The organism is Streptomyces sp. NPDC029138 (assembly GCF_055564375.1).
The window spans coordinates 1-11,967 of sequence record NZ_JBVHWM010000121.1 but is presented as its reverse complement, the minus strand read 5'-3'; the positions used below and the strand labels follow the sequence as shown (position 1 = coordinate 11,967).

General features: G+C 71.4%; 11 protein-coding genes and 1 pseudogene. 11 read left to right on the top strand and 1 reads right to left on the bottom strand.

What is annotated here, in order from left to right; genetic code table 11:
- From ACZ4WH_RS43180 to ACZ4WH_RS43135, 10 genes and pseudogenes are all read left to right on the top strand, one after another.
- Nucleotides 1-340 (top strand): annotated as a pseudogene (locus ACZ4WH_RS43180) (ParB/RepB/Spo0J family partition protein); the annotation flags it as partial.
- A gap of 7 nt (nt 341-347) precedes the next feature.
- The gene (gene lxmK / locus ACZ4WH_RS43175; RefSeq protein WP_468191600.1) at nt 348-1,499 is read left to right on the top strand and encodes a class V lanthionine synthetase subunit LxmK; all 1,152 of its coding nucleotides are present in this window, start codon (nt 348-350) and stop codon (nt 1,497-1,499) included.
- A gap of 311 nt (nt 1,500-1,810) precedes the next feature.
- The gene (locus tag ACZ4WH_RS43170) at nt 1,811-2,764 is read left to right on the top strand and encodes a T3SS effector HopA1 family protein (RefSeq protein ID WP_468191597.1); all 954 of its coding nucleotides are present in this window, start codon (nt 1,811-1,813) and stop codon (nt 2,762-2,764) included.
- A 138-nt stretch (nt 2,765-2,902) separates the two neighbouring features.
- Nucleotides 2,903-3,049: an LxmA leader domain family RiPP gene (locus ACZ4WH_RS43165; protein ID WP_014675881.1), complete on the top strand. Its 147-nt coding sequence runs from the start codon at nt 2,903-2,905 to the stop codon at nt 3,047-3,049.
- A gap of 350 nt (nt 3,050-3,399) precedes the next feature.
- Nucleotides 3,400-4,599, top strand: coding sequence for an acyl-CoA dehydrogenase family protein (locus tag ACZ4WH_RS43160; RefSeq protein WP_468191594.1), 1,200 nt, complete (start codon nt 3,400-3,402; stop codon nt 4,597-4,599).
- A gap of 59 nt (nt 4,600-4,658) precedes the next feature.
- Entirely contained in the window at nt 4,659-5,720 is a 1,062-nt protein-coding gene (locus ACZ4WH_RS43155) for a zinc-dependent alcohol dehydrogenase (protein WP_468191591.1), read from the top strand.
- Nucleotides 5,721-5,810: 90 nt separating this feature from the next.
- Nucleotides 5,811-7,322 (top strand): alpha,alpha-trehalose-phosphate synthase (UDP-forming), encoded by a 1,512-nt coding sequence (locus tag ACZ4WH_RS43150; RefSeq protein WP_468191589.1) that lies wholly within the window; start codon nt 5,811-5,813, stop codon nt 7,320-7,322.
- Nucleotides 7,319-8,230, top strand: coding sequence for a UTP--glucose-1-phosphate uridylyltransferase GalU (galU, locus tag ACZ4WH_RS43145; protein WP_468191587.1), 912 nt, complete (start codon nt 7,319-7,321; stop codon nt 8,228-8,230). The genes ACZ4WH_RS43150 and galU overlap by 4 nt, the downstream gene beginning before the upstream one ends.
- A 54-nt stretch (nt 8,231-8,284) precedes the next feature.
- Nucleotides 8,285-8,785, top strand: coding sequence for a flavin reductase family protein (locus tag ACZ4WH_RS43140; RefSeq protein WP_468191584.1), 501 nt, complete (start codon nt 8,285-8,287; stop codon nt 8,783-8,785).
- 33 nt (nt 8,786-8,818) lie between these two features.
- Nucleotides 8,819-9,763: a Gfo/Idh/MocA family protein gene (locus ACZ4WH_RS43135; RefSeq protein ID WP_468191581.1), complete on the top strand. Its 945-nt coding sequence runs from the start codon at nt 8,819-8,821 to the stop codon at nt 9,761-9,763.
- 25 nt (nt 9,764-9,788) lie between these two features.
- Here ACZ4WH_RS43135 and ACZ4WH_RS43130 read toward each other — a convergent pair whose 3' ends face one another.
- Nucleotides 9,789-10,115 (bottom strand): ArsR/SmtB family transcription factor, encoded by a 327-nt coding sequence (locus ACZ4WH_RS43130; protein WP_468191578.1) that lies wholly within the window; start codon nt 10,113-10,115, stop codon nt 9,789-9,791.
- A 180-nt stretch (nt 10,116-10,295) separates the two neighbouring features.
- On the opposite strand from ACZ4WH_RS43130, the gene ACZ4WH_RS43125 reads away from it, so the two are divergent.
- Nucleotides 10,296-11,765 (top strand): MFS transporter, encoded by a 1,470-nt coding sequence (locus ACZ4WH_RS43125; protein ID WP_468191576.1) that lies wholly within the window; start codon nt 10,296-10,298, stop codon nt 11,763-11,765.
- Nucleotides 11,766-11,967: the final 202 nt, after the last annotated feature.

Below are 11,967 nucleotides of genomic sequence, written 5' to 3'. Positions count from 1 at the left end.
TAGGAAGTCAAGGCAAAGCGGAGACCCGCTGCCCCCCGGGGCAGACGGGCGGACGGGGAGGGGCGCCGCGCCCGCCGACCCTCCCCGTCCGCCGGACCGGACCGAGCGCCGGCCGAGCGGCCCGACGCTCGCCGCCCTGATGCGGGACCCCTCCTTGCGGCACACCCAGGCCGGGCGCCTGCTGCTGAAGCTGCTCGACAACCGGCTCCTGTCGCAGGCCGAGAGCGAGCGGCTGATAGCCGGCCTCCCGCCCCACAGCCTGTCGGGGCTGTCCGCCGCCGCACGCGAATGCGCGCAGGTGTGGCTCGACTTCAGCAGACGCCTGGAAGAAAGAGGATGAGTTCTCCATGCCGAACACACTTTCCACGCCGAACGCACCGAGTGCGCGGCGGCACGTGCGGGCCCCGGAACTGTCCCGCGTCCCCCAGGTGAACGAGCTGCTGGACACGCTCGGGCTGGGCCGGCTGCGCGAGGCGGACGTGACGTCGTACCCCGGCCGGAACGCGAACTGGGCCGGCACCACCACACGCGGCGTCAGACTGTTCGTCAAACGGCTCGACGGCGCGGGACGGGCCCCCGGCCGGCGGCTGGAAAGGGCCATCGCCTTCGAACAGGCCCGGCACGCCGGCGACCGCTCCCGCTACCTCGGGCCGATGTGCCTGGGCTGGGACGCGGGCACCTGCCTCATGGCGTTCGAACTGCTGGAGGACGCGCGCTCGGGCAGTGACGTCGCCGAGACCGACGACGGCTTCTCCACGGCCTGGTGCGAGCGTGCCGGCGAACTCGTCGCCGACGTCCACAACCTGGCACCGGACGCGTCGCTGCCCGCCGCACCCGCGTCCTTCTTCCCCCACGAGTCACTGCGCGCCCTGCCCGCCGAGACCTACCTCAACTCCACGCGGGCGGAACTGGACGCCTGGGCGCTGCTGCAACGCGACACGCGGCTGCACGAGGCCCTCGACCGGCTGCGGGACGCCTCCGCCACGGCCGTCGCCCGGCCCATCCACGCCGACCTGCGCCTCGACCAGTTCCTGATCTCGGCGGGCGAGATCTATCTGTCGGACTGGGAGGAGTTCTGCCTCGGCGACCCGGCCCGCGACCTCGGAAGCCTCGCCGGGGAGTGGCTGTTCCGCTCCCTGACGCGAGTCATCCGCGGTGAGAGCGCGCCCGCACCGACCCACGAGGAGATGACCGCACGGCTCACCGAGGCGATCGCCGCGGCCCGGGTGCGGATCGCCGCCTTCTGGCAGAGCTACCTGACCGCCCGGCACCGGGCGGCGAACGCCGGGCGGGCGCGGTCCCACGGGGCGCCGGAGCCGGACCTCGCGGTGCGCGCCGCCGCCTACGCGGGCTGGCACATGTACGACCGCCTGCTGGCCGGCGCGACCCAGTCCGCCCGGCTGGGTGCGGTCGACCGCGCCGCCGCCGGAATCGGACGACGCGTCCTCCTCACCCCCGAACGCTCCGTCGCTGCCCTCGGCTTGGAGGTGGGCGCGTGACTGGTGGCGTGTATCTGGGCGCTGCTCGTGGCGATGTGAGGGCGAGTTCGGAGGCGGCCACGTGACGGGTGGCGTGCGGCTGGGTGCCGTTGGTGGCGACGTGATGGTGAGCGAGGGCGAGTTCGGAGGTGGGCGCGTGACTGGTGGCGTGTGTCTGGGCGCTGTTCGTGGCGATGTGAGGGCGAGTTCGGAGGTGGCCGCGTGACCGGTGCCGTGTGTCTGCGTGCCGTTGGTGGCGATGCGAGGGAGAGCGAGGGCGAGTTGCCCGGTCACCGGGTGGCCGAGGTCGGCCGTGGCCTGGAGGTGGCCGTATGACCGGTGGCACGCGCCTGCCCGAGGCCCTGCGGTCGGCCCTGCTTGCCGTCCGTGTCGACGCCACGGCCACCGAGGCCGAGTTGCCCGATCGCCGGGTGACCGCTGAGGACGCCCGGCAGTTGACCGGGCTCCTCGCCGACGCCCTGTACGCGAGCCTGCACGCCGGGCTGCCCGAGTCTGCGGCTCCTTCCCAGCGGCTGCGCGACCCGCGGATGGAAGAGGGTCTCGCCGCCCGGATACCGCACGGCACCTTCCCCTTGGACGCCGAGCTGATCGGCGATCACGCACCGGCTTCCGGCACCGGAGGCCACGTCGTGGTGAGGACAGGTGGGGTGGCGGTGACGGTGCCCGGCGGCTGGCTGGCCGGGCCGGCGGAGGTCGGGCGGCCGGTCAGGCTGGCCTGGCCGGCCGCCCACCCGGCGGTCTCCCCGGGCTTCTTCTTCGTCACCGGCTCGCAGGGGCCACCACCGCGCGAGCGCCCGCTGCTCCGCCTCTATCTGCACGTCCGCGACGAGGGCGCCGCTCCCGCGCTGTTCGGGCGGGTGCTGAGGGCGTTGGAGGCCGGCGGGCGGCCCTACAGGGCCAAGGCGGCCTCCGTGCCTCATCAGTACCCGCGGTATGACGCCGTCGTCGTGTACCTCTCGGCCGACGACCGGGCGTTGGCCGACCTGGTGGCCCGCGAGGTGGAGGGGCATCCCGCGCTGGGGGAGGAGACGTCCCTCTTCGCCCGCCGGCACGCGCCCGGCCTGGCATCGGCGGCGGAGCCCGGGGACTCGCGGCCGGGCATGCGGGGGATGAGCTTCGGTCAGCACCGCAGTCATGTCATGGCCCAGGCCCTGGTCGAGCACGCCACCACGGGCCACGGCGAAAGCCTCGACGCGTTGCTCGCCCGCCGGCTGGCCGAGGCGTGCATCGATCCGGCCGACCCGGCCCGCAATCTCGCCGCCTGATGTAGCGCGTATTTCACACGGCGGTTACCCGGAAAGGTGCCGGACTGTGCAAGATACGTCTTGGTGGTGAGATTCCGTGCTTGCTATAAAAGAAATGTCTCCGGCCGGAGCCCCTGAAAACAACCAGGAGGTAGCAGCATGATGAACGAGACCGCCGAACTGGCCACTGGTTTCGACGCCTACACCGACCTCGAGGAACTCGCCGCCGCCGTCGAGGCGTCCACCGAGGCCAAGACGCCGGGATTCTCCATCACCCCGACCTTCAGCCTCACCGGCCAGCACTGACGAACCGCGCCGCACGGCGCGGACACAGAGCCCGGGAGAACTCATCGAGTTCTCCCGGGCTCTTTTTTGTGGTCCGCGGCGTGCAACTTCCCGAAGGCGGGGCTTGCTTGGCGTCGCGGTGTTTCCCAGAATGGAGAACGAAGCCGCGAGGTGAGAGCACTGTTCGCGGAGTGAGCGAAGAAGCCTCGGATTCCCTTCTCGGAACGGTGAATCCGCTCTCCGGCGCCAAGGCCGCCTGCCGTGAGGCCGAAGCTCTCCTGTGTCAGCGTCAACGTGGACGCATTCCTTCGCAGTTCATGACCTGCGGTTTTTCTCTCGTAGCCCATTCCGGGACAGTACGGAGCTATCTCATGAATGAATTCAGCGTCGAGCACGCGCTGCCTTCCGTCTTGCCGGACGAGGAGACGCAAGCGTGGCTGGACCGGGTCCGGCGGATCGCGCCGGTCATCGAGGAGGCGCGCGAGCGGGCCGACCGGGAACGCGTGACCCCGCGCCCGGTGTTCGAGGCCCTGCGGGACGCGGGAATCCCGCGGATGTGGGTCTCCCGGCGGTTCGGCGGCTCGCAGGTCAGCATCCGGACCGGCTCCGCCGTCATCCAGGCCCTGGCCCGCCTGGACGCCTCCGTCGCCTGGCAGATGGGCGTGCAGGGCGCCATCGGCCGGCTCGCCGACTACCTGCCCGAGGCCACCTCCACGGAGCTGTTCCGTGACCACGACGGCCTCGTCGTGGGCGGCGTCAACCCCTCCGGCCGGGCGGAGATCGTCCCCGGCGGATACCGGCTGAGCGGCGAGTGGGCGTTCGCCAGCGGGTCGGCCCACGCCGACTGGCTGGTGTGCGCGGCCTTCGTCACCGAGGCCGGACAGGTGCGCCGTACCGACAGCGGCCCGGAACTGCGGATGCTGTTCGTGCCGCGGAAGTCGGTCGAGTTCCAGGACACCTGGTACACGGTCGGGCTGCGCGGAACCGGCAGCAACCACTACACCGTCCAGGACGTCTTCGTCCCCCGTGAATACACCGTGGACGGCGCGGAGATGACGCGGCCGCCGGCCGCCCGGGAATCGCGTGCGTACGCCATCAGCTACGACGACTTCGGTCCGTTCACCTCGGCCTCCACCGCGCTCGGAATCGCCCAGGACGCGGTCGGCGCGTTCAAGGAACTGGCGGTCAGGAAGACCGCGACCGGTGCCAGCAGCACTCTGGCCACCAGCCATGTGGTCCAGGAGAAACTGGCTCGCGCGGAAATGCTCGTCCACACGGCGCGCCTGCTGCTCTCCGACACCGCCGGCCGCGTCAGCGAGTCCGGTGAGACCGGAGGAAAGCCGCTGACGGCGCTCGTACGCCTGACCGCCGCGACGGTCGCGGAGAACACCTCGGCCGCGGTCGACATCGCCTACAACCTGGCGGGCGCCACCTCCGTGTACGCCACCAGCCGGCTGGAGCGCTGTTTCCGTGACGTGCATTCCGCGGTCAAGCACATCACGCTGTCGTCCACGCACTACGAAATGGCCGGCCAGTACCTCCTCGGCGGAGAACTGCTGAAGCGCCGCTGACCCCGAGAAGTATCCAAGAATCCGATGCCGGCACATCCCGGAGGAAAACAGTGGAATCGATGAAGGCAGTGCAGCTCCTGGCCCCGCGCAAGACCGTCCTGGCCGAACTCCCGGTCCCCGCGGCCCCGGTCGACGGCCTGTTGATGAAGACGCGGTGCGTGTCGATCTGCTCCACCGACATCTCCTTCTACGAAGGACACCTCTTCCCGTCCGAATATCCCGTCATCCTGGGCCACGAGTACCTGGGCGAAGTGGTCGACATCGGCCCCGAGTTCGACGGCGGCTCCGTCGACGTCAAGGTCGGGGACCGCATCGTCTACTGGGGCCAGACGGACTTCGGCGGCTTCGCCGAGTACCGCACCGTGCGCCCCATCTTCTCCGGTCAGACCAAGGAGGACGTCTTCGCCGCCGACCGCAACTTCAACGACGACCGGCGAGCGGCGGCGGTCAAGATACCCGAGGAGATGGGCGACCTGGAGGCGTCGTTCATCGAGCCGGTCACCGGCGCCATGCGCTCGGTGCTGTCCAACCCGCCGCGGATCGGCGACAAGGTGCTCATCCTGGGCACCGGCCCCATCGGCATCATCGCCGGCAGCGTGATCAAGAAGCTCCTCGCCGCCAACACCGTCGTCTCCGTCGACACCAACCCGGCCCGCAACGCCTTCGCCGAGAGCCAGTTCTCCGACCGGGCCTACCTGCCGGAGGAGCTGATCGAGACCGTCCCGGAGGGCACCTTCGACTACGTCTTCGACGCCCTGCCCACCGTGAAGGGCGTGGACGAGGAGAAGGACCCGCGCCGGGTCGCCATGCGCAAGATGAAGGCCGGGGGCCGCTACGTCCTGTACGGGGCGTCCCAGGAGATGCAGAAGTTCGACACGTGGCTGATGCTCGCCAAGGGCATCAACATCCGCTCGGCGCCCTTCGACGTCACCCACTTCCCGATGCACAAGAGCGCCAACGTCATCGCGGCGGCCATGCAGATGCTGCTCCGGGGCGTCGTCGACGGCAAGGCGCTGCTGTCCACCGTCCACCCCTTCGACGACTACGACGGTCTGGTCGGCATCTTCGAGAACTACCGGTTCACCACCGACCTGAAGACCATCGTCGACTTCCGCAAGTGACCCGCCGCCGGGTGTGCCCTGGTGAACACCACCGACCGGCACACCCGGCGCGGCGCCCCCGCCCCAGCCCGCTGCACAAGGAGCTTCCGGATGGACGACGAAGACACTCAGGCACCGCGAGCGGAGGCCGGCCTCGTGGTCGTGGCCAACCGCCTGCCCGTGAGCCTGGAACGCGACGCCGCCGGCCGCCCGCACTGGCGGCACAGCCCCGGAGGCCTCGTCAACGCCCTGGAGCCGTTCCTGCGCGGCCGGCGGGGTGTGTGGGTGGGCTGGCCCGGGACCACGGCCGGTGACCTGCCCGCCCTCCCGGACGACGGCCTGCGCCTGCACCCCGTGCGGCTCTGCGCCGAGGACGTCCGCGGTTTCTACGAGGGCTTCTCCAACGGCACCCTCTGGCCGCTGTACCACGACGTGATCGTGCCGCCCGAGTACCACCGCAGCTGGTGGGAGGCCTATGTGCGGGTCAACCGCACGTTCGCCGAAGCCGCGAGCAGGGCCAGTGGCCCGGGAGCCACCGTGTGGGTCCAGGACTACCAGCTCCAGCTCGTGCCGGCCATGCTGCGCGAGCTGCGCCCCGATGTGCGCATCGGCTTCTTCCTGCACATCCCGTTCCCTCCCGTGGAACTGTTCATGCAGTTGCCCTGGCGGGCCGAGATCGTGCGAGGTCTGCTCGGCGCCGACCTCATCGGTTTCCACCGGCCCGGCGGCGCCCAGAACTTCCGCTGGCTCGCGCACCGGCTCACCGGCCTGCCCACCGCACCGCATCCGGCGTCCGGTTCCAGCCAGGGGGAGGTCCGTCTGGGCGACCGCGGCGTGCGCATCGGCGCCTTCCCCATCTCGATCGACGCGGCGGAACTCGACCGGCTGGCCCGGCGGCCCGACGTCCAGCGGCGGGCCCGGCAGATCCGTGAGGAACTGGGCGACCCCGAGAAGATCATCCTCGGCGTGGACCGGCTCGACTACACGAAGGGCATCGACGTCCGCCTCCGGGCGGTCCACGAGATGCTCTCCGAGGGGCGCATCCGTCCCGACCGGGTCGCCTTCGTCCAGATCGCCATCCCCAGCCGGGAACGCGTGGAGCACTACGTCCGGTTGCGCGAGGACGTCGAACGCACCGTGGGACGGGTCAACGGCGAGTTCAGCCGCGTCGGCCGGCCGGTCGTCCACTACCTGCACACCTCCGTCAGCCGGGAGGAACTCGCCGCCTTCTACAGCGCGGCCGACGTCATGCTGGTGACCCCGCTGCGGGACGGCATGAACCTCGTCTGCAAGGAGTACGTCGCCTGCCGGTACCGCGAGGACGGGGCTCTGGTGCTCAGCGAGTTCGCGGGCGCGGCGGCCGAGCTGACCGGCGCGTACCTGGTCAATCCGCATCACCTGGACGAGGTCAAGAACGCCCTCGCCGAGGCGCTGGCCCAGTCCCCGCAGGAGGCGCGCCGCCGCATGGGCGGACTGCGCCGCCAAGTCCTCACCCATGACGTCGAGTTCTGGGCCCGGTCGTTCCTCACCGCCCTCTCCTACGGCCGCCCCGAAGCTCCCGGCTCCCCCGTGGCGGACGGTTCCGCGCCGCTCGCCTCCGACACCGAATGGGCCCTGACATGACACCCGTACCGCCAGCCCCCCTGAGAAAGGCCGTCATCCCCGCGGCAGGCATGGGAACCCGGTTCCTGCCCGCCACGAAGGCGACGCCCAAGGAGATGCTGCCCGTCGTCGACAAGCCGGCCATCCAGTACGTCGTCGAGGAGGCCGTGTCCGCCGGCCTGACCGACGTCCTCGTGGTCACCGGACGCAACAAGAGAGCCCTTGAGGACCATTTCGACCGCAACCAGGAGCTGGAGCGCCTCCTGAGGGCCAAGGGCGACCACGGTCGGCTGGAGAAGGTCCAGGCGACCAACGACCTCGCCGCTCTGCACTACGTGCGTCAGGGAGAGCCCAGGGGTCTCGGCCACGCCGTCCTGTGCGCCGCCCCGCACGTCGGGGACGAACCCTTCGCCGTCCTGCTCGGGGACGACCTCATCGACCCGCGCGACCCCCTGCTCGTCCGGATGGCCGAGGTCCAGCGGGAGTACGGCGGCAGTGTCATCGCCCTGATGGAGGTCGACCCGGCCCAGATCCACCTCTACGGCTGTGCCGCGGTCGACCTCACGAAGGACTCCGACGTCGTCCAGGTGACCTCCCTGGTGGAGAAGCCGCAGCCCGGCACGGCGCCCGGCAACCTCGCCGTCATCGGCCGGTACGTGCTGTCCCCGGCCGTCTTCGACGTCCTGCGCGAGACCCCGCCCGGCCGCGGCGGGGAGATCCAGCTCACCGACGCGTTGCAGCGGCTGCTGTCCGACGGGGCCGAGCGGATACACGCCGTCGTCTTCAAGGGCCGCCGCTACGACACCGGCGACCGCGGCGACTACCTGCGCGCCATCGTGCGGCTCGCGTGCGAACGCGAGGACCTCGGCGAGGAGTTCCGGACCTGGCTCCACCGGTATGTCACCGAGTCGATGCCGAAGAGCCCCTGACGCCGGCCACCCGCCTTACCCGGCCGTCCCAGCCCCGTGAAACGGATGTTCTCCATGACCGTCGACAGTTCCCTGTTCACCCGTGCCATGGCCCGAGTTCCGGCTCCCGTGACGATCGCCACGACCGTCGACGCGTCCGGCGACCGGTGGGGTTTCACCGGGAGTTCCTTCAGCTCCCTGTCCCTCTCGCCGCCACTGGTCCTGATCTGCCTGGACAAGAAGGCCAGCACCCACGACGCCTTCGTCACCGCCGAGCGCTTTCTGGTCAACATCCTGGCCGCCGACCAGAGCGACGTCGCCCTGCGCTTCGCCCGGTCCGGCGTGGACCGCTTCGCCGACGGCGACATGGAGACCTGCGAGTTCGGCCTCCCCGGCCTGCGCGACGCGGCGGCGCGCGTCGCCTGCACCCTGTACGACATCGTCGACGGGGGAGACCACAGCATCCTCATCGGCCGTGTGGAGGCGACCCACACCGGCGACCGGGTCCCGCTGGTCTACAGCGACCGCTCCTTCGGCCGTCCCGTTCCCGAGGCGACCGCCGTCGGGGCCCGCTGACACCGTCGGACGCGACCAAGGGACAGCGACCCGGTGAGACCACTCCGCGTGGCCCTGCTCGGCACCTCACACGTGCACTTCCGTGACTATCACGGCCTCCTCGCCCGCGACCCCGGGGTCTCGGCGGTGGTGGTTCCCGCGGCACCGGACTCCGGCGACAGACCGGCGTTCGGTGCCGCGTCCGTGCGGGAGGCGCTGCGGTGCGCGGACGCGGCCGTGATCACCTCCACCACCGCGCAACACGCTCAGCTCCTGGCCCTGACCGCCCTGGCCGGCGTACCGACCCTGGTCGAGAAGCCCCTGGCGGCGACCGCCGGGCTGACCGACCGTCTGCTGCCGCTGCTCGCGGCCGGGGCGCGCGGGACCACCGCCATGTTCCTGCGCTGCGCGCCCGGCCTTCGGCGGGTGCGGGATCTGCTGCGGCAGGACGTCATCGGGCCGCTCACCGCCGTCCGGCTCGGCTTCGCGCACAGCGGTCTGACGGACGGCATGTTCACCGGTGAGGCGGCCTGGATGCTCGATCCCGCTCAGGGGGCGGCCGGAGCGCTGAGCGACCTCGGCATCCATCTGATCGACCTGCTGATGTGGCTGGCCCCGCGCCGGTCTCTCGACGTCCTCGACGCCGAGCTGCGCCACCGCCCGGGGTGTCCCCTGGAGTCGGCCGGCACGGCCGTGCTGCGCTGGGGCGGCGTACCGGTCACGCTGCACGCCAGCTGGGTCGGTCCGGACACCGGCTTCTCCGCGCACTTCGCCGGGCGGCGCGGCACGATCCAGGTCGCGGGCGGCAGCGTCACGGTGCTGGCGGGACCGGCCGAGACGACGTGGCAGCACGAACCGCCTCAGGCCGGGGCGGTGCTCGCGGCGTTCCTGCGGCAGCTCGGCGGCCGGCCGGCCTGGCAGCCCCCCGACCACGGCGACATCCGGCGTACGGCCTCACTGCTGGAGGAGATCGGAAGCGTGGCCCGGCGCCGGCGCTGACCCCCGGCCCAGGCCAGGCGGCCGATCAGCTCTGCTGCTGGAGGTCGGCCTCGCGGCGCGCGCCGTCGAGGATCGCGTCCAGGAGGCCGGGGTAGCGGTGGTCGAGGTCGGCGCGGCGCAGCGACAGCAGGTTCTCCCGGCCCGAGGGGCGCTGCCAGATGACGCCGGCGTCGCGCAGAACGCGCCAGTGGTGCGTCATCGACGACTTCGAGACCCCGTCCAGGATGCTGCCACAGTTGTGCTCCTCGCCGTCGCTGAGGACGCGGACAACGGTCAGGCGCATCGGGTTGCCGAGGGCGCTGAGGATGTTCTCGATGCGGATCTGATCACGGTCGGGGTGGTGGGCGATCATTGTTCCACTGTACCGCGACAGTATGACCATCTCCTGGGCGCGCGGCCCTCGTTGTCCGGTGCGCGGGGTCATGGCTGGATCACGTCCCTCCGGTTGCCGACGGTTCGATTGTACGTAAGCATGTGAACAGTCGTACTGGTTGGGCTGCCCTGCCCACCGACCCAAAGGGGCTGACCTCTCATGTCCACTTCACCCACGCTCCAGTCGGGCCACGCGGGCCCGGACGGGCGACGACTGGGCTGGAGTCTGGCGCTGCTGGCCTTGGCGCAGCTGATCTTCTCGCTCGACCTGAACATCGTCTTCGTCGCGCTGCCCGACATCGGCGACGACCTCGGCTTCCCCGGCCAGACCCAGCAACTGGTCGTCAGCGCCTATGTCGTCTTCGCCGGCGGCTTCCTGCTGCTCGGCGGGCGGGCGGCGGATCTGCTCGGCCGACGCCGGATCTTCGTCCTCGCACTCACCGTCTACGCCGTGTCGTCCCTGGCCGGCGGGCTGGCCGGCAGTCCGGCCGTCATCATCGTCGCCCGCGCCGTCCAGGGCATCGGCGGCGCCCTCCTGCTGCCGTCCACGCTGTCCCTGATCAACACCCTCTTCGAGGAAGGGCCCAAGCGGAACCGGGCACTCGCCGTGTGGGGCGGGGCCGGCGCGAGCGGTCTGACCGTCGGCGCGTTGCTGGGCGGCATCCTCACCGAGAGTTTCGGCTGGCCCGCCGTCTTCTTCGTCAACGTGCCGCTGGCCGGTCTCGTCGCCCTCGCCGCGCTGGCCGTCATCCCGCGCGACGAGGCGCGCACGGCGGGCCGCCGGTTCGACCTGCCCGGCGCCCTGACGGTCACCGCCGGCGCCACCCTGCTCGTGTTCGCCCTCGTGGAAGGCCCGGAGAACGGCTGGACCTCGCCCGAGGTCATCGGCTCCTTCATCGCCGCCGTCGTCTTCCTGATCGCCTTCGCCGTCATCGAGTCGCGCAGCCGGGACCCGCTCATGCCGTTCCGTCTGTTCCGCAACCGCAGCCTGAGCGTGGGCATCACCGTCACCTTCCTCTACATGGCCACCTTCGGCACCCTCCCGTACTTCCTGACCGTGCTGTTGCAGTCCGTCCACGGCTTCAGCGCACTCCAGACCGGCCTGGCGTTCCTCGTGCCCTCCGTCGCCATCGCCACCGGCACGCAGCTGGGCGAGCGCCTGACCACCCGGCTGGGCACCCGGCCCACGCTGCTGGCCGGCTTCCTCGTCGGTGCCGTGGGCACCGCGCTCCTCGCCTGGGGCTTCGACGCGGACGCCACCTACCTCATGGCCGTACCCGGCCTGATCGTCTCCGGCGTGGGCCAGGGCATCGTCTGGACCGCCATGTGGATCGCCGCCTCCACCGGAGTCGCCGCCAACGAGCAGGGCATCGCCAACGGCATGGCCTCCACGACCCTCAACATCGGCAACGCCATCGGCCTGGCCGTCCTCACCGCCATCGCCGACGCCGGCACCGGGGGGAAGACCGGCCAGGCCCTGAAGGCCGCCACCGCCGACGGCGAGTTCCTCGTCGTCATGCTCACCGCGGTCGGCATGGTCGTCGGCCTGCTCATCACCCTCGGTCTGCCCAGCAAGAAGGCGCAGGCCGCCTCCGCGGCCGTCGAGGACCCCGTCCTCACGGCTCAGTGAGCGCGACCGGCCACCGCGCGTCCGACCATCCCCCGCGGGACGCACACGGCGGCTGACGTGCTCAGGTGGGGGGGGGGGGGGGGGGGGGGGGGGGGGGGGGGGGGGGGGGTTTGGGGGGGGGGGGGGGGGGGGGGGGGGGGGGGGGGGGGGGGGGGGGGGGGGGCCGGGGGGGGGGGGGGGGGGGGGGGGGGGGTTCCCCCCC